Consider the following 18128-nt stretch of genomic DNA (forward strand, 5'->3'; position numbering starts at 1 on the left):
TCGCAACTCTTTGCAAATTGTTGACATCCAGAAAGTTAGCAATCTAGGGTGGGTCTTGTCCATCCCTCGCGTTCGCTTCTCGGCGAGGGCCCGGCGCCGAAGGCACGGATTGACCCATCACTTTCTGGAGCCCGGCCCGGGCACGGTGCACGACTACTTCAGCCGTGCTCTCCCCCCAGTCCTGCACGTCGATTCCGGCGACACCGTCACCGTCACATCACTCGATGCTCGTGGTTACCTGGAGAAACCCACGGCCCCAGGCAAATTCGGTGAGACCTTCCTTCCCGGCGCCCGTGGACACGCGTTGTGCGGACCGATCTTCGTCCGTTCCGCTCTGCCCGGCACCGCGCTCGCCATCGATCTCGTAAGCCTGAGGACGGGTGACTGGGGTTGGACCATCGGTGGTGACCGGAAAGAGAGGTTCATGGATTATTTGGATACCTCGACCGCGCCGATGGTCGCATTGCAGTGGCGGTTGGATTCGCAGATGCAGATAGCCACCAGCAATCTCGGTTTCAGCGTCGATATGCGTCCGTTTCTCGGGGTAATCGGACTGGCACCCGCAGAAGCTGGCGAGTTCTCCACAACTCCACCGCGGTATTGCGGCGGCAACATTGACTGCAAGGACTTGGTTCAGGGCAGCGTTCTCTACCTCCCGGTCTCCGTCGAGGGGGCGCTGCTGTCGGTAGGCGACGGCCACGCACGCCAAGGCGATGGAGAGGTCTCCGGCAGCGCCATCGAGTGCCCCACCACCGCCGAACTCCAGTTGACCGTAGAAGCAGCGCCAGTGGTGACGACGCCCTACGCGAAGACGCCGAGCAGCCGGATCACCTTCGGTTTCGACCGCGACCTCAACAGCGCATCCGCCGCGGCGCTGGATGCGATGCTCACCTGGATGGAAGGACTCTTCGCAGTCACGCGGAGTGAGGCGCTCGCGTTGGCGAGCACAGTCGTTGATCTTCGGATCACGCAGGTGGCGAACGGCGTTTGGGGCGTGCACGCCGTTCTCGAAGACGACGCGCTTCGAAGAAGCGCCGGGTAGCGCCTGGCAACGTCGGGCCAGCCGACGTCGCCACGGATTCGCGGTCCGAACCTGCTCAGAGGGTGTCGAGTACCGCTTCGATACGGTCGAGGCCTTCTTCGAGGTTCTCCATGCTCGTCGCGAAGGAAAGGCGGAGGTGGCCCTGACCCGATGGTCCGAACTCTGCGCCCGACCGTACAGCTACGCCGCCGGCGAGTAGACGCTCCAAGACCACGTTGGCGGGTAAGGCACTCGCGTAACGCGTGAAGTAGTAAAACGCACCATCGGGCTGATAGGCGTCGAGCCGCTCCATCCTCGAGATGCGAGCCATCAGGTAGTCGCGTCGGTCTTGGTAGGCGGCCAGCATCGGAGCGGCAAGGTCCGGTCCGAGCCGGATCGCCGCCAATGCTGCTCGCTGTACTGCCGCATTCACGGAGCTGTTCATGGTGCGGTGCACGTGCCGGATCGACGCCGCGATCGGTTCGGCTGAGACAACGTAGCCAACGCGCCAGCCTGTCATTGCATACGTCTTGGACAGGGTCTGAACGTAGATCAGCCGTTCACGCAAGGACTGCACGGCCAGCGTCGAGGTAAACGGACGAGCGTCGTAGACGATGTCGGCGTAGGCCTCGTCGGCGAGCAGGAGGGTGTCCGTACCAGCTAGGCATTCTCCTAGGCGTTCGAGTTCGGTTGCACCGAACACTACGCCGGTGGGGTTGACGGGGTTGCACAGAACGATCATCCGGGCTTGGCCCAACGCAGCTTCCAGGCGATCGAAGTCCAAATGATGATCGGGCTGGCTGGGAACGAACACGGGTTGACCGCCGGCGAGTGCCACGGCGTCTGGATAGAGGGAATATGTGGGCTCCGGAATCACGACGCGGTCCCCCGGATCAACGGTTGCCAAGATTGCTGCGGTGATCGCCGCCGCTCCACCATGGGTGACGAGGACAGCATCGCCCGAATACGGCGTCCGCGATATGCGGCTGGCGTGCTCCGCAATCGCCTCGCGCAACTCGGGGTCACCGTTCATGTCGCCGTAGCGCGTGTACCCGTCGCGAACCGCCTGGTTCAAAGCATCGACGATCGGCGCGGGTGTCGGGAAATCCGGCTCACCCTGGGCAAGCGAGATCGTGCCTGGTGGCTGGCTTCCCCCGGCCGGCCGCAGGGACGCACGCGCCACGCGTTCGATGGCGCGTGAATGTCGAAACAGCATTCTTCCTACCTTCGCAATCCTTGTCTTGCGGTCACGTTTCGCGTGGCAACCGGGCGGGATACGGACTTCGGGCGGGACGTCCCACGGCGACGCGGCTGGCTCCAGGAGCACGATGGCCAGCCGTTCGACGCTGCGGACCTCATGCAGGATCGGGTCGCCGTCTCGGCGGCCAGCCTTGACCCAATGGAGTCAACTCACTAACATTCCGAATGTTAACATTCGGTTTTTGAACCTGCTGTTGACCTCGGTTTGGGCTAACGTCCCACAAATCGTGGTGGGTCCCGCAACGTGGCGAGGCAATTCGCGTAGGTCGATCCCTCGATATATCTGTACCCGCTGGTTGTGGTGGCAGCAGCTACCCGAAGACAGGAGACACCGAGACCGTGCCCAGAAATCGCCGCGTGACCGCGGCCATCGCAGCGGTTGCCGCCCTTGGGCTCCTGGTTTCGGCCTGCTCCGGCAAGTCAGCCGACCAGTCAGCCCCGCATTCGGGCGGATCGTTGGTCCTGGGTGGCCTCGGTGACATCGACTTCATGGATCCCACCGCCGGTTACAACACCGACACACACACCGAAGAGCGGGCCTGGACTCGACAGCTGTTCAGCTACCCGGCAAGCGCAGACGCCAAGATCGTTCAGAGTCCGGTCGCGGACGTCGCCAGCGAGCTGCCGACGGATGCGAACGGTGGAATCTCCAACAACGGCAGCACTTACACGATCCATCTGCGTGACGACGTGATGTGGAACTCGTCCCCGGCGCGGGCGGTGACGGCGGACGACTTCGTTCGCAGCTTCAAGCGGATGTGCAACCCGGTTGCGCCGGTAGGTGCTCCGAGCTACTTCACCAAGACGATCAAGGGCATGGCCGAATACTGTGCGGCCGAAGCGAAGATCGACGGGACTGCGGCCGCTATCTCCAGCTACATCAACGGAAACGAGATCTCCGGCGTGACAGCGCCGGATCCCAAGACGATCGTCTTCCAACTGACCCACCCGACCAGTGACTTTCTCGACATCATTGCGGAGCCGTTCGCGTCTGCCGTACCGGTTGAGTACCTGCAGTACGTCCCGAACAGCCCGGAATTTCGAGCACACCTGCTTTCCGACGGCCCGTACATGATCACCAGCTACACCCCGGGAACGCAGATGGTCCTGGAGCGGAACCCGGCGTGGAAGGCGAGCAGTGATCCGCTCCGCAAGGCCTACGTCGACAAGATCACGATCAACCAGGGACAGACCCCGCAGGCAGTTCAGCAGCAGATTCAGGCTGGTACCACCGACATGGGTTGGGACGTGGTCGTCCCCACCCCGGATCTGCCCGGGCTGACCGGTGACCCCAACTTGTCCGTCAATTCGAGCGCGGCGGTGAACTACGCCGTCTTCAATCAGCAGAGTCCGAACGAGAACTCCGCGATGAAGAACGTCCAGGTGCGGCAGGCATTGGAGTACGCGATCGACAAGACAGCCATCGCGCAGGCCTTGGGTGGAACCCAGATCGCCAATCCAACAAGTCAGATGCTCACCCCGATCGACGTTGGGTACCAGCCATTCGATCTGTATCCGACACCGGGTAGCAAGGGTGACCCGGAAAAGGCGAAGCAGCTGCTGGCAGCTGCCGGCTATCCGAATGGGCTCACGCTCAAGGTGCTCTTCCCCACCACTTCTCAGAGTCCCAAGATCGCCGAGCTGATGCAGGCGGATCTCCAGGCCGCGGGAGTGACGGTCCAGCTGGTATCCGCTACCCAAACCGATTTCACGGTTCGATACATCTCCGACCCGACAAGCGGTCAGCGAGGGTTGTGGGACATCGCATTGCTGTCGTGGGTGCCCGACTGGTTCGGCAACAACGGCCGAGCAGTCTTGCAGCCCATGACCGATGGCCCGAACTACGGTCCGAACTCCGTTGATTACGGTGACTACAACAGCCCGATCACCAACGGACTTGTTGACCAGGCGTTGTCGCTGCCGAGCTCGGAACAGGCGAAGGTCTCCGACCTGTGGCATCAGGTCTCGGTGCAGAGCATGACGGACGCAGCGTTCATTCCGTTGGCGATCGTCGATGTCCCGCTCTACAAGTCCTCCCGCCTGATGAACACCCTGTACCTGCCCATCAACGAAAACTTCGACATCACCAACGTCTGGTTGAAGAACTGATGGGCCCGTCAACCGAAGGACCGGCTGAGTCGGCCGGGAAGAATGCATGTCGCTGCTCGAGGTAGACGACCTCTATGTCACATTCGCGACGCCCGACGGCGTGCTATCGGCGGTGCGCGGGCTCAGTTTCGCGGTCGAGCAGGGCGAGACCCTCGGAATCGTCGGTGAATCGGGGTCCGGCAAGAGCGTGTCGACTCAGACGATCGTCGGGTTGACGCAGGGAGCGAGGGTCTCGGGCAGCGCACGATTCGAGGGCAAGGAACTGCTCGGGATGTCCGACGCGGATCTGCGGCGGATTCGCGGGGCCGAGATCGGCATGATCTTTCAGGATCCACTGTCGAGTCTTCATCCTCACTATCGGGTGGGCTGGCAGATCATCGAGATGATCCGGGCCCACGAGCGGGTTTCCAAGAAGCAGGCTCGACAGCGTGCGGTAGAGCTGCTCGGTCTGGTCGGGATACCGATGCCAGACAAGCGCGTGCACGACTATCCGCATCAGTTCTCCGGTGGCATGCGGCAACGAGCGATGATCGCGATGGCGCTTGCGCTCAACCCCAAACTGCTGATCGCCGATGAACCAACCACCGCGCTGGACGTTACGGTGCAGGCGCAGATCATGACGCTGATCAAGCGGCTGCAGCACGAGTTCGGTACGGCCGTGATCATGATTACCCATGACTTGGGAGTCATCGCGGACATGGCTGACCGGGTCGTCGTCATGTATGCGGGGAAGCCCTGCGAGTTCGCCGACAAGCGGACCCTCTACCACCAACCGCATCATCCCTACACGGAAGGATTGATCGGCTCGCTGCCCCAGCGGGGAAGGCGCGGCAACACGCTGAAATCCATTCCGGGGCTGCCGCCCAGCCTGTTGCGAGTTCCGCCGGGATGCCCATTCCACCCACGGTGCAGCTATGCGATGGATCTCTGCCGCGTCGAGCAGCCCGGGATCGTCGAGGTCGCCGGGGGACTCGATCACCGGTCGGCCTGCTGGCTCCCACCGGATGCGGTCGGCACGGCACCCGATGTGGTCATGCGCCGGCATCGGGTCGCTCGTGCCCATGGTCACGATGAGCGGATCCCTGTGGCTTCGACGCACGATGAGTCGGCGTCAACTTGAAAGCACGGACCACGCCGACAGCGGCCCTCTCGGCATCAACGGAGACGTTGCTGCAGTTGACCGACGTCGTCAAACACTTCCCGGTCGCCTCGGGCGGGCTGGTGCGCAGAGCGCGGGAGCAGCTGCGTGCGGTCGACGGGGTCAGCCTCCAGATTCGCCGTGGCGAGACAATTGGGCTGGTCGGCGAGACCGGTTGCGGCAAGTCGACTTTGGCTCGATGCATCACTCGGCTCCATGACCTCACCTCTGGCACGGTTTCCTTTGCCGGCCAAGACATATCTCGCCTGTCGGCGCGCGAACTCCGTCCATATCGCCAGCGGATGCAAATGGTCTTCCAAGATCCGTACGGCTCGCTCAATCCACGCCGCCGGGTCGGATCGATCATCGCCGATCCGTTTGCTGCCAACGGGTTGGCCAAGGGCGCCGAGCGCAAGAGCAAAGTACTGGAGCTGATGCAGCTGGTCGGCCTCAATCCCGAGCACTACAACCGCTTTCCGGCGGAATTCTCAGGTGGCCAGCGACAACGCATCGGTCTTGCCAGGGCCTTGGCCCTGCGCCCAGAACTCGTGGTGTGTGATGAACCGGTCTCAGCGCTGGACGTCTCGATTCAGGCGCAGATCATCAACCTTCTGGCCGACCTGCAGGTGAAGCTCGGACTGACGTACATCTTCATCGCCCACGATCTGTCCGTTGTACGACACGTCTGTGATCGCATAGCAGTGATGTATCTGGGCCGGATCGTCGAGGTCGCGGAGACCGAAGAGCTCTTCCGTCGGCCGCGCCATCCCTACACCCAGGCATTGCTATCGGCAATTCCGACGCCGGACCCGGACCTGGTCAACGGAGACGACCGGATCGTTCTCAGGGGCGATCCGCCGTCACCGATCCACCTGCCGTCCGGCTGCAGGTTCCATCCGCGCTGTGCCCGGGCGCAGGGCCGGTGCGAACTCGAAGATCCCGCTCTGGGCCATCCAGACCCAAGCGGCCACAACCATGCCGTGGCTTGCCACTTCCCCGTCGAGGATGGCGAAGCCCTGACGCCTGGACGACAGGAGCAGCAATGACTCTGACACCGGCTGTGGCCCTCGAACAAGCCGTCCTTAGTCCGAGTGCGCCCGCCGCCGGCGAGGCCATCGAGGGTCGTAGTCCGTGGCAGCTGGCCTGGCTACGGCTGCGCCACGACAAGGTGGCCGTCGGGTCGTCGATCGTGATTGGCGTGATCGTTCTGCTCGCGCTGTTCGCCCCGCTGATAGCGCACCTAGTGGGTCATGGCCCGAATGAGCAGTTCCGTACGACGGGCCTCAGCCCACAAGGCATTCCTGTCGGACCCGGTTCGACCTTCCTGTTCGGAACCGACGACCTGGGGCGGGACGTGCTGGTACGCGTGATCTACGGCGCCAGGATATCGCTGCTGGTAGGTGTAGTGGCTTCCGGCCTTGCTGTCGTCGTGGGAGTGGTCGTCGGTCTCACCGCAGGATATTTCGGGGGTCCGGTCGACAGCGTGTTGTCCCGGTTCATGGATGTCGTCCTCTCCCTGCCGTACCTGGTCTTCGCGATTGCACTGGTCTCGCTGCTAGGGCCGAGCTTGACGATCTCGGTCGCGGTGATCGCCTTCTTCTCGTGGGCGTCCGTGGGCCGCATCGTCCGCGGACAGGTGCTGTCGATAAAGGAGCGCGAGTTCGTAGAGGCGGCACGTTCGGTCGGCGCCAGTCACCTACGGATCATGTTCGTCGACATCCTGCCCAACGTCCTGGCACCGACAATCGTGTACGCCACGATGCTGATCCCCTTGTCCATCGTCTTCGAGTCGACGTTGTCGTTCCTCGGTATTGGTGTGCTTCCGCCCACGGCTACGTGGGGAAACATGCTGTCCGAGTCAATCGCCTACTACCGAGTGGCGTGGTGGTTCGTCGCGTTCCCTGGCCTGGCCCTGCTGATCACGACGATGGCGTTCAATCTGCTCGGTGACTGCGTGCGGGACGCCTTCGATCCCGGCGGGAGCCGACGGTTCATCGGGTCCGAAGTCAAGCGGTAGGGATCGCCGACATGTTGCGTTTTCTGCTACGCCGAGTTGGCTTTGGCGTTGTGGTGATGTGGTTGGTCGCTACCACGGTGTTCATCATGTACTTCATCGCTCCTCACGATGTGGCGCGAACCTTGGCCGGCCGGCAGGCCAGTGAGGCGACGATCGCGGCGATCCGGCACAACCTCGGGCTGGATCGACCGGTCATTGCGCAGTACGGCAGTTTCCTGTGGCGCGCGCTGCACGGCGACTTCGGATACTCGTACACCAATGCAGAACCAGTGACGAGCTTGATCAGCAATGGTCTGCCGGTGACGGCGTCGCTGGTGATCGGCGGTGCGGTCCTCTGGCTCTTCATGGGCGTGGGCATCGGTGTTCTAGCCGCGACGCGCCCACGTTCCGTGATCGACAGGACGGCAACAGGATTCTCGCTGCTCTTCTATTCGATGCCGACATTTCTGCTCGGCGAGGTCTTGTTACTGCTCCTCTTCTTCCGCCTGCATCTCATCGGCATCGATCTGTTCCCAGGAGCGGGATACACATCACTCCTCGAGGACCCAGTCGAGTGGGCCAGACACCTGCTGCTGCCCTGGTTCACCATCGCGTTGGTCACCGCGGCGACGTACGTCCGACTCACCCGTGGATCAATGCTCGACGTCCTGGGTGAGGACTACATCCGCACGGCGCGTGCGAAGGGTTTGAGCCGACGCAGAGTCATCTACCGTCATGGGTTGCGTGCTGGCCTGACTCCCGTCGTCACCCAGTTCGGTATCGACGTCGGCACGCTCCTCGGGGGAGCGATCGTCACCGAGAACGTCTTTGGGCTTCCCGGGCTTGGCGAGCTGGCGATCTCTGCGTTGTCGAAGCAGGATCTTCCGACAGTGATCGGGCTCGTGCTACTGGCGTCGGCGTTCGTCGTGGTCGCCAACATCGTGGTGGACATCCTGTATTCAGTGCTGGACGCCCGCGTTCGGGTTTCCTGACATGCGTTGTGCCGCGCTGAATCGTGCGCGTGGACGTATTCATTCAATCGAGAGGACTTGGTCTGCATGGATCTGCAATTGGCCGGTTTGAGGGCACTGGTAACGGGTGGCACCAAGGGAATTGGACGGGCGATCACAGAAACCCTGATCGAAGAGGGCGCTTCTGTCTCGTTCTGCGCTCGCAACCCCGACTCGGTATCGGACGCCGAACGCGAACTGTCAGGCCGTGGCGCGCAGGTGATCGGCTCAGCTCTGGATGTTGCCGACGCCTCGGCGTTGGCGTCTTGGGTGGAAGACTCCGCCAGCCGCCTAGGCGGCATTGACATCGTCGTCGCCAATGTCAGCGCGATGCAGAGCGCGGATGATGAAGAGACCTGGGCCAAGTGCGTGCAGATCGACCTGATGGGATCCGTTCGGCTCGTCAATGCGGCGCTGCCTCACTTGGAGCGAAGCTCGGCTGGCTCGATTGTCACCGTCTCAAGCGTGTCGGGCCGGGAGATCGACGCCTTCGAAGGACCGTACGGTTCCGTCAAGGCGGCATTGGTTCACTACACGCAAGGATTGGCTTATCGCCTCGCCCCAAAGGGAATCAGGGCCAACACGGTCTCGCCCGGCAACACCCTGTTCGACGGTGGCAGCTGGGATGACACGCAGCGGAACCGACCCGAGATGTTCGCGAAGACCCTTGCCCTCATCCCGATGGGGCGTATGGGCACGGTGCACGAGATGGCGGCCGCGGTGGCATTCCTGGCCAGCCCGGTGTCGAGCTTTACCAGCGGCACCAACCTCGTCGTCGATGGGGCTCTGACTCGCGGCGTGCAGCTGTGATCGACGACGTACTCGCCGCACCCGCAGCGACGGATTCGCAGGAAGACCTTCTCGACCGACGTAGCCGCGCTGTGATAGCCGGCATCGAGGCGATCGACCCCGCGTTCGTCCTGCATCTGGCCAGCAGCACGCTGAAGATCGTGCTCGATCACTTCATCAGCGGCTTGGGCGCCCGTGACGGACGCCGAGTCTTCGCCATGCCTCGCGAGGAAGAGGGCATCTGCATCGCAACCGGTCTCGAGCTCGCCGATTCCCGGACGGTTTTGATCTTTCAGGACAACGGAATCGGCAACCTGCTGACCGCGCTGTTGACACTTCCGCAGCCGTACCACGTGCCGCTCTTCGGTGTCGTCACGCGCCGAGGTGGTCTAGGTGAGTACAACTCGATGATTCACACGATCAGTGAGCGCACCGAGGCACTGCTCGACGCCGCGGGCGTTCGGTGGTTCCAACTCGACACCCGCACGCCGATCGATCGCTGGGCAGTTGAGATCGAGCGGGCCTGGCAGTTCTCGCGGACCACCCATCGTCCCGTATTCGTGCTCGTAAATCTGATGGGCGGTTGAGCGATGGCCATCGAGCGTGCCGACGTACTGCGGCTCGTCGACGCAGCGTTTCCCGACTCCGCGATCGTGCTCACCCTTGGCGGGACTGCCAGGGAAATGCTTGCCGTGGCAGGGAGAAAGCCAAACCACATCATCAGCCTCGACGCGATGGGCCAAACCGTTTCTCTAGCATTGGGACTCGCGCTTGGCCTGGAGGCGGAGCGGCCGAACGACAAGCTCGTGGTGATCGAGGGTGACGGCGCGTTGATCATGGGCCTGTCGGTCATGAGCACCGTTGGCCACCTCAAGCCGCGAAATCTGGTCGTGTTCCTTCTGGACAACAACGTCTATCTGGCAACAGGGGGTCAGCCGACCGCAGCCAGCGACATGGACATGGTTGCCGTCGCCGAGGCCTGTGGATGGGCGACCGGGCGCGACGTGCGAACGGCGGACGAGCTTGCCGCCGCTGTTGCCTGGGCCGGATCGGCCGACGGGCCGGTCTTCATCCGCGTGCACATCGGCGTGGCGCAGCTCAAAACCAACTACCTCCTGGAGGACCCCGCAGTCCTGGCAGAGGATTTCCGGCGCTGGCTTAGAGCGGCCCAACAGTCGCCGTCGTGCCGTGGATGATCGATCCGTCGAGTCTGCGCAGGAGTCATATCAACGAAACCCTAGAACCGGCGACCGCGATACGGATCTACGGGACACCCACCGAGCGAATCCTGACTGCTGCAATGTCCTTGTGTCTCTTCAGCACTCGATCGCCGGTCGCACGTACGTGTGACGCAAGGCTGCCGCGACTGTGCCCAGCGGGTGATCACGCAGGCCAGCCCAGATCTGCGGGTCGTCCTCCATCAGCGGTATGAACAGGCCATGCCTGAGGATGGGCAACTCGTGGTGAAGGCGGACGAGATCCCGAGGCCGTTCAACGGAGCGCTGCCAAGGGCTGGCTACGTGAACGTGTGGACTGGCCCACTGATCTGACTCCGCGCGGTGATCGCGTGTAGCCTTGCTGCTTAAGCAATCGGCTTGTGCTGCTTCGACTTCGGTGTCGGAGCCTATTTGGCCTGCAGCGGGGAGCTGGTTGGGCAAGCGCACAAAGCCGGAACACCGTCAACACCGTGGGTTGACCTGCGCAGTCGCCATTGAGCGGTCGGGAAAGGTCGGAAGGAACGCATATGGGCTCCCCGAACGGCGGCACTCGTTTGGGCACGCGATTCGGACCGTATGAGCTGCAGTCGCTGATCGGCATGGGCGGAATGGGCGAGGTCTACCGCGCACACGACACCGTGCGGGAGCGGATGGTGGCCATCAAGGTGCTGCGGACCGATCTGGCGGCGGACCCCATCTTCCAGGACCGCTTCCGGCGCGAGTCGCGCGTGGCCGCACGGCTGCAGGAACCGCACGTCATCCCGGTGCACGACTTCGGCGAGATCGACGGCGTCCTCTACATCGACATGCGCCTGGTCGAGGGCACCAGCGTGAAGGACGAGCTGCGCGTCGACCGCGCACTCCCGGTGGCGCGGACGATGTCGATCATCGCCCAGGTCGCGGCCGCGCTGGACGCTGCGCACGCCGCTGGACTGGTGCACCGCGACATCAAGCCGGAGAACGTGCTGCTGACGCCCGATGACTTCGCCTACCTGGTCGACTTCGGCATCGCCCACGGCGGAGGCGAGGCCACCGTGACGAAGACCGGGCTGATCATCGGCTCGTGCGCCTACATGGCCCCGGAACGGCTGAGCGGCCAGGCCGGTGGCCCGGCGTCGGACGTGTACTCGTTGACGTGTCTGCTGTACGAATGCCTGACGGGTCGGGCGCCGTTCGAGGGCGGTGACCTGCAGGAAGTCATGATTGCGCACGTGTTCTCGGCGCCGCCGCAGCCGAGCGCCATGCGCCGGGGGATCAATCCCGCGTTCGACGACGTCGTCGCGAAGGGCATGGCTAAGGATCCCGCCGACCGGTATGCGTCGGCGGGCGCGCTGGCCAGGGCCGCCGCGGCGGCCGCCCATGCACGGCCCGCGCCTGCCCCCGTCCCGCCGCCGAGCACGCGGCAGTTCCCGGTGATGGAGCCGAGGCCTGCGGCGACGGGCTACGTGCCGTACCCGCCGCCCGTGGCGCCGGCCAAGAGGGCGCGCTTCAGCAAGGCGCAGGTCGCGTTGCTGGCCGGGACGATCGGCATGTTCGCGCTCGCGGGGGTGCTGGCCGCGGTGGTGGTGTTCAGCGGCGGCAGTAGCGGCACGGGGCCTGCGAGCCCGCTCGCCGCGCCGCCTCCATCGACGACGACCGTGACGACGACGGCGCCGCCCACGGAGAATTCGACCACGACGCCATCGACCACGACGCCATCGACCACGACGTCCACGAGCGCGGCCGTCATCGCCGGCCTCTCGGACGTCGACACGCAGGGCTTCGTCGGTCATGCAGCGCGCTGCGATGCGGGGAGCACGCTGACGGCGGCGATCCGCACCGTGTCGTCACTGGCGGTGGTGTGCGAGACGGCGCCGGGCAGCTACTACTACCACGGTGAACGCCTGCGCGACGGTGCCAACGTGCAGCTGGCCAACGCGGTGCCCACCGACGGTGGCTTCGACGCCACGAACCCGGCCGACGGCGCCCACTATCAAGTGCGGCCCGACGAGCTGACCATCCTGAGCAACGGGCACGTCGACTCGTCGGAGCCGGCGCTCGAGTACGGCGAAGACTAGAGCCACCGGCGACCAAGATTGGCAGCATCTGCGACCTCCGTGTCGTAAATCCGCTTGCCTGCGGCAGGCGGCACCCCGAAGACTGGGTCGGTGAAATCGGCGCATCCCGATCGCCTCGCGGTACTCGCGGCGGCGATCACGGTTCTCCTGTGGGCGTCGGCGTTCGTCGTGATCCGCTTCTGCGGCGCTGAATTCAGCCCAGGCGCACTGGCGTTCATCCGACTGAGCGTCGGCACGATTGCCCTGACCACCGTCGTGGCGATCTATCGGCCACCATGGCCGCGGGGACGTGGCCTGGCGCTGGTCATCGGCTACGGCCTGCTGTGGTTTGCCGCCTATACCGTGGTGCTGAACTGGGCGGAGCAGCACCTCGACGCCGGCACGGCCGCGCTCTTGGTCAACTTCGCGCCGATCCTGGTCGCCGTGTTCGCGGGACTCTTCCTCGGTGAGGGGTTTCCCCGGCCGCTGGTGGTCGGCCTGGTGATCGCGTTCACCGGAGTGGTGCTGATCGCGCTCGGCGGATCCGGTGTCGGTGTCAATGACTTCCTCGGCGTGGCACTGGGCTTGCTGGCCGCGGTGCTCTACGCCGCCGGTGTGCTGCTGCAGAAGGTCGCGCTGCGCACGGTGAACGCCATCGCCGCTACCTGGGTCGGGTGTGCGGTCGGCCTGGTGGCCACGGCGCCGTTCGCCGGTCAGGCCGTCGACGAGGTCGCCAAGGCTCCGCCCACTGCGTTGGCCGGGGTCGTCTTTCTGGGCGTCGGGCCGACGGCGATCGCGTTCCTCACGTGGGCCTATGCGCTGAACCGCACGGACGCGGGGAAGATGGCCGCCACCACGTTGGCGGTACCGGCCATCGCGATCCTGCTGTCGTGGATGTTTCTCGGGGAGGTGCCGACCTTGCTCGGCTTCGTTGGCGGCGCGTTGGCGCTCGGTGGCGTCGCGATCAGCCGACGCCGCAGCCTGCGGCCTCGAGACCGCGAACCCGTGGGGTAGCACGCCTCGCCACGGGGTGGCACCAAAGTGCCCGTCTCCGAGCGACATTGGAAGGTGTCTAGTCCTTGTTTTGATTTGGTCGCTTGAGTGGCCCCATCTGCAGACGTCCTGGCTGCTGCACCAGTCCTCCCGGCGAAACCTGCCGGGAGGGCCGTGTGTCGTTCGGGCTCAGAGCACGCCGAGCAGCTCCAGGTGACTGCTACTTGGTGGGGGTCAACCGGATTGCGGCGAGGTGATTCGTCTCGACGGCTTCGGTGAACTCCTCGAGTGTGGGGATTCGCGGATCGCGGAACTTCAATCCCATCACCCGCTGTGCTGCCTTCACGCCGTATGACTCGGCCAAGCGCTTGGACAGATCTGCGACGACCGGCGCGTCTTCGATGAGTTCGCCGCGCATCGTCGTCGTCTTCCCGGCATGCACGACCTCGGCGGGTGCACCGCCGCGGAAGTTCAGCCGCCACGGTGTGCCGCTAAGGACGTAGAGATCGTCGTCGATCCGATGCGCGCTCAACGTCAGTGCGAACTGCCGCCCCGTCTTGCGTCCCTTGAACCGCAACACCAGGAAGGCCTTGAGCGCGGAACCCGTGAGCGGCGTGCGCAGGAGGAATCCCAGGATCGGGCTGACGACACGCAGCATCGCTTCGGGTGGATGAGAGGGGTAGACCGCCGGTGACTGTTCTGTCATGACCTCAACGGTAGGGCCATCCGTGTCGAAGGTGGAGAGCAACCGCATTCCCGGCGATCTGTGATGTCAGAGGTCGGCGTCGCGTGCCCAATCTTCTGCCCACGCCTGCAACGGTTCGAGGGCATCCGTCAGTGACCGCCCATGCGCGGTCAGGTGATAGCCGGCGGCGGAACGGTCGACGATGCGCATCGCCCGCAGTTCCTTGATCCGCGTGTTGAGAGAGCCAGGATTCATGTCACTTGCCGCCTGCAGGGCGCGGAACGTCAACGGCTCACCGCGAAGTTCCCACAACACGCGCAGCGCTCCGCGGCGGCCCAAACCATCGAGGGCGACCATGATGGGCCGCCCGGAATCCGATCCCCGTACGGGCGATCCGATCCGCGGTGTCGCCATGCTTCACATTTTGTAGCATGACGCGGTAATGTGCCAATATGACTAGCTATAAAAATCATAGCGCCCGCATTGCCCCGGCATCCGGGCCGCTGCCCGTCGACGTCCAACAGGCCATCGACGGGATCATGCGCGGCAAACCGCCGCTCGTCCTGTTCACCACGATGGCCCGTGACCGCCGGCTGTTCTTCAAATTCTTCAGTTCCGGTCTATTGGATCGCGGTCAGCTCACCATCCGGCAGCGCGAGATCGTCATCGATCGGGTCACCGCGACGTGCGGCGCGGAGTACGAGTGGGGAGTCCATGTAGCCACGTACGCGGCCAAGGCCGGTTTGAGCGAGGACCAGATCGCGTCGTTGACGTTCGGCGGGGCCGACGACGCGTGCTGGAGCGACGCCGACCGTATCCTCATCCGGCTCTGCGACAGCCTGCAACGTCGCTGCAACGTCGATGACGATCTGTGGGCAGAGCTCAGTGGCCACTACGGCGAGGAGGCCATCATGGAGCTGCTGATGCTGGCCGGCACGTACCGGACCGTGAGTTATCTGGTGAACTCGCTGCTGCTACCGCTCGAACCCGAGGCCCGCAGATTCAGCGACGTCGGATAGATCGCTTCCGCAGTGGCGCCATGAGTACCAACCCGAGAGCTCACCTGGGCGTCGGGCCGACGGCCATCGCCATCCTGTTGTCGTGGATGTTTCTCGGCGAAGTGCCGACCTTGCTCGGCTTCGTTGGCGGCGCGTTGGCGCTCGGTGGCGTCGCGATCAGCCGTCGCCGCAGTCTGCGGCGTCGAGACCGTCGGATCGAAGACATCCAGCATTCGGTGCCTGGCCCGTCCGCGTAGCGGGTGGGCGGATGCCTTGCCCGAGCGCTCCCGCTGCTGCTCGGGCCGTCGTACGCTCAGGGCGATGTCTGGCACGTCCGAGATCCGATTCCTGCCCCTTGGCGCCCGTCGCTTGGCGTACGAGGTGCGCGGGGACGGTCCACCACTCGTCGCGCCTGCGTGGTGGGTGAGTCACCTCGAACTCGACTGGGAGAACCCGGGCGTTCGGCGTTTCTGGGACGGCGTCGCCGAGAACCGCACACTGATCCGGTACGACCGGCTCGGTGTGGGCTTGTCGGACCGCACGGTGCACGACTCCGATCTGACGCTCGACGGCGAGGTCGCGATGCTGCGCGCACTTCTCGACGAACTCCAGCTCGATCGCGTGTCACTGGTCGGCGGCTCGTCCGGCACCTGCACGGCCGTCGCATTCGCCGCGACGTTTCCCGAGCGCGTCGAGCGTCTGGTGCTGTACGGCTCGTACCGACAGGGCGATGAACTGACACCTCCGGGCGTGGCCGACGCGATCGTGTCGGCGGTCCATGCGCATTGGGGGCTCGGTGCGCGGATGCTCAGCGACATCTTCCTCGGTGGTGCCGACGCGACAGAACACGAGCGCTTCGCTCGGCTGCAGCGCGAGTCGGCCACCGCGGAGACCGCCGCTGCCCTGCTGCGCCTCGTCTATCGGCTCGATGTCCGCGCCCACCTTCCGCTCGTCCGCGCACCGGCGACGGTCGTGCATCGTCGCGACGACCGTGCCGTGCCCTACCGGCTTGGGCGCGAGGTCGCCGCGGCGATTCCCGGCGCGACATTCATTCCGTTGCAAGGCAGTTCGCACTTTCCGTGGCACGGCGACGTCGATTCCGTCGTTCGAGCGTGCCGCCAGGCGCTAGCGCCGCAGCAGTCGTCTCCCTACGAGCCGGACGAGCTGCAGCCGGTCCCGTTGTCACGTCGCGAGTGCGAGATCCTCGCCAGCGTGGCGCGCGGTCTCGGCGATCGCGAGATCGCAGAGCAACTGCTCCTGAGTCCGCATACCGTGCACCGCCACGTCGCGAACATCCGCCGCAAGCTCGGTAGCCCGTCTCGGACCGCCGCCGTCGCCGAGGCCACGCGTCTCGGACTCCTGTGACATAGCCGTCCTGTGACATGGCCGAAAAGGGCCATCAGCGGAAGATGGCCGTGCTGAGCGATGCGCTCCTTGGCCGCTCGCTCGTATGTTCGCGGCATGACTGAGATCGCGCGTGCCGAAACAAGCAGTGAGCCGCAGGCCAAATCGGCGTATGCGGCGTGGTTGCAGGCGATGGCCGTGCTGTACGACCCGTTTGTGTGGCTGGGCGAGGTCGCCGGCATGCGGTGCCGGCGGCGCACTTTGGTCACCCAAGCACATGGGTTCGTCGTCGAAATCGGCGCTGGTACCGGACTGAACGTCGCCCACTATTCCGACGCGGTCGACGAACTCATCCTCACCGAGCCCGAACCCGGAATGCGACGCAAACTTGCTCGCCGTCTCGAGCGACACGCACGCGTCGCCCGGATCATCGACGCGCCCGCGGAGCGCCTTCCGTTGGCCGACTCGTCCGTGGACACCGTGGTTTCGACGCTGGTCCTCTGCACCGTGGCCGACCCCGAAGGCGCGCTACGCGAAATCGCGCGCGTACTCCGCCCGGATGGTCAGTTGTTGTTCATCGAACATGTCCGGGCAAGCTCGCCGTTCCTCGCGGCCTGCCAAGACAAACTCCTGCGACCATGGCGTGGCTTCGCAGGCGGGTGCGTGTGCAACCGTCCGACTCTCGAGCTGATGCGCGCCTGCGGCTTCATGGTCGAGGCCGACGAAGTCGTGTGGCGTGGGATGCCGGCGATCGTCCATCCGCTCGCAGTCGGGCGGGCGACCCGTGACTAGGCAGCGGAGCCAGTCCGGGAGACCGCTCGAAGCTCCGAAAAGTACGCACACATCGCATCGGAAGTTGAAAAGTACGCCAACACTGCGTTTCTCGCGGCTTTCGGCCTGGGCTTGCTCCTGATCGCCTAGGGGACGATCGTCAAGAACAAGTGGGGCATCAACCTGCGCAGCGTTGCGTGTCCGTCGGGCGGCGAAGTAGTCGCGCGCCAAGGCTGATCAGGCGTCTTCGAGTGCCTCGCCGAACTCCTGCGCGACGCGGTTGTGCTGGTTCTGCACCAGGGCGTGGCCGGCGGCGATTGCCAGCGCGATGGGCCACTCGATGATGGTCTACGCCGCACTGGACGCGTGGCGTCGACGGATGGTCGAGCGAGGCCACGACCTGTTGGATGTTGCACTGACACGTACACACGATGTCCGCGAACGCATCGAGGAAATCCCGGACGTCGAGGTGCTCGACCGAGAACCGTTGGGAGAGCACGCCTCTCATGACCTTGATCGCCTGCAGATCGTCATGGACATCGAAACCACCGGTACGTCCGGCTACCAGGGGGTGGACTGGATCCGTGAGCACCGCCAGCTCGACCTGCACGTCAGGAACCACCGCCGGATGGTGGCGACGATCTCGTTCGCCGATGACGACCACACGGTGGAGCGACTGATCACTGCGCTGAGCGATTGGCGCCAGGCCGCTCGCGAGTTCGAGAGGCCGCCCCGGATCGAGCTGCCGTCCCCCGGCGAAC

18 protein-coding genes are annotated in these 18128 nt (G+C 64.6%); 15 read left to right on the top strand and 3 right to left on the bottom strand.

Features of this window, described 5'->3' with window-relative positions; genetic code table 11:
- Positions 1-109 precede the first annotated feature (109 nt).
- Complete coding sequence (locus tag HNP02_RS36610; protein ID WP_184445551.1) at positions 110-1042, top strand: acetamidase/formamidase family protein; 933 nt, start codon at positions 110-112, stop codon at positions 1040-1042.
- Between the two features lie 55 nt (positions 1043-1097).
- Here HNP02_RS36610 and HNP02_RS36615 read toward each other — a convergent pair whose 3' ends face one another.
- Entirely contained in the window at positions 1098-2237 is a 1140-nt protein-coding gene (locus HNP02_RS36615; RefSeq protein ID WP_184445552.1) for a pyridoxal phosphate-dependent aminotransferase, read from the bottom strand.
- A 401-nt stretch (positions 2238-2638) separates the two neighbouring features.
- Between HNP02_RS36615 and HNP02_RS36620 the strand changes: the two genes are divergently transcribed.
- From HNP02_RS36620 to HNP02_RS36665, 10 genes are all read left to right on the top strand, one after another.
- On the top strand, positions 2639-4390 hold the full coding sequence (locus tag HNP02_RS36620) for an ABC transporter substrate-binding protein (protein ID WP_221318422.1): 1752 nt from the start codon (positions 2639-2641) through the stop codon (positions 4388-4390).
- Positions 4391-4436: 46 nt separating this feature from the next.
- Positions 4437-5510, top strand: a complete 1074-nt coding sequence (locus HNP02_RS36625) for an ABC transporter ATP-binding protein (protein ID WP_184445554.1) — start codon at positions 4437-4439, stop codon at positions 5508-5510.
- A complete protein-coding gene (locus HNP02_RS36630) occupies positions 5507-6574 on the top strand; it encodes an ABC transporter ATP-binding protein (protein ID WP_184445555.1) in 1068 nt (355 codons plus the stop codon). The genes HNP02_RS36625 and HNP02_RS36630 overlap by 4 nt, the downstream gene beginning before the upstream one ends.
- Positions 6571-7545 (top strand): ABC transporter permease, encoded by a 975-nt coding sequence (locus HNP02_RS36635; RefSeq protein WP_184445556.1) that lies wholly within the window; start codon positions 6571-6573, stop codon positions 7543-7545. The genes HNP02_RS36630 and HNP02_RS36635 overlap by 4 nt, the downstream gene beginning before the upstream one ends.
- 11 nt (positions 7546-7556) lie before the next feature.
- Positions 7557-8516 (top strand): ABC transporter permease, encoded by a 960-nt coding sequence (locus tag HNP02_RS36640; protein ID WP_184445557.1) that lies wholly within the window; start codon positions 7557-7559, stop codon positions 8514-8516.
- Between the two features lie 66 nt (positions 8517-8582).
- On the top strand, positions 8583-9344 hold the full coding sequence (locus HNP02_RS36645; RefSeq protein WP_184445558.1) for an SDR family NAD(P)-dependent oxidoreductase: 762 nt from the start codon (positions 8583-8585) through the stop codon (positions 9342-9344).
- A complete protein-coding gene (locus tag HNP02_RS36650) occupies positions 9341-9910 on the top strand; it encodes a hypothetical protein (RefSeq protein ID WP_184445559.1) in 570 nt (189 codons plus the stop codon). Before HNP02_RS36645 ends, HNP02_RS36650 begins: the two co-directional genes overlap by 4 nt.
- Before the next feature lie 3 nt (positions 9911-9913).
- Positions 9914-10519, top strand: coding sequence for a thiamine pyrophosphate-dependent enzyme (locus tag HNP02_RS36655; RefSeq protein WP_184445560.1), 606 nt, complete (start codon positions 9914-9916; stop codon positions 10517-10519).
- A gap of 548 nt (positions 10520-11067) precedes the next feature.
- Entirely contained in the window at positions 11068-12597 is a 1530-nt protein-coding gene (locus tag HNP02_RS36660; RefSeq protein WP_184445561.1) for a serine/threonine-protein kinase, read from the top strand.
- Between the two features lie 90 nt (positions 12598-12687).
- Positions 12688-13590 carry a DMT family transporter gene (locus HNP02_RS36665; protein ID WP_184445562.1) on the top strand — a complete coding sequence of 301 codons (903 nt, stop codon included), beginning with the start codon at positions 12688-12690 and terminating at the stop codon, positions 13588-13590.
- Positions 13591-13789: 199 nt separating this feature from the next.
- Here HNP02_RS36665 and HNP02_RS36670 read toward each other — a convergent pair whose 3' ends face one another.
- Both HNP02_RS36670 and HNP02_RS36675 read right to left on the bottom strand, forming a co-directional pair.
- Entirely contained in the window at positions 13790-14275 is a 486-nt protein-coding gene (locus tag HNP02_RS36670) for a hypothetical protein (protein WP_184445563.1), read from the bottom strand.
- Positions 14276-14341: 66 nt separating this feature from the next.
- Positions 14342-14668: a helix-turn-helix domain-containing protein gene (locus tag HNP02_RS36675; RefSeq protein WP_184445564.1), complete on the bottom strand. Its 327-nt coding sequence runs from the start codon at positions 14666-14668 to the stop codon at positions 14342-14344.
- Positions 14669-14706: 38 nt separating this feature from the next.
- Here HNP02_RS36675 and HNP02_RS36680 point away from each other — a divergent pair, with 38 nt between their 5' ends.
- The 4 genes from HNP02_RS36680 to HNP02_RS36695 all read left to right on the top strand — a co-directional run bounded on the left by HNP02_RS36680 (position 14707) and on the right by HNP02_RS36695 (position 17388).
- Entirely contained in the window at positions 14707-15273 is a 567-nt protein-coding gene (locus HNP02_RS36680) for a carboxymuconolactone decarboxylase family protein (protein ID WP_184445565.1), read from the top strand.
- Between the two features lie 20 nt (positions 15274-15293).
- Positions 15294-15509 carry a hypothetical protein gene (locus tag HNP02_RS43280; protein ID WP_255507393.1) on the top strand — a complete coding sequence of 72 codons (216 nt, stop codon included), beginning with the start codon at positions 15294-15296 and terminating at the stop codon, positions 15507-15509.
- Between the two features lie 64 nt (positions 15510-15573).
- A complete protein-coding gene (locus tag HNP02_RS36690) occupies positions 15574-16617 on the top strand; it encodes an alpha/beta fold hydrolase (RefSeq protein ID WP_184445566.1) in 1044 nt (347 codons plus the stop codon).
- A gap of 96 nt (positions 16618-16713) precedes the next feature.
- Complete coding sequence (locus HNP02_RS36695; RefSeq protein WP_184445567.1) at positions 16714-17388, top strand: class I SAM-dependent methyltransferase; 675 nt, start codon at positions 16714-16716, stop codon at positions 17386-17388.
- Positions 17389-18128: the final 740 nt, after the last annotated feature.

This window comes from Mycobacterium sp. AZCC_0083, from assembly GCF_014202335.1.
GTDB lineage: Bacteria > Actinomycetota > Actinomycetes > Mycobacteriales > Mycobacteriaceae > Mycobacterium.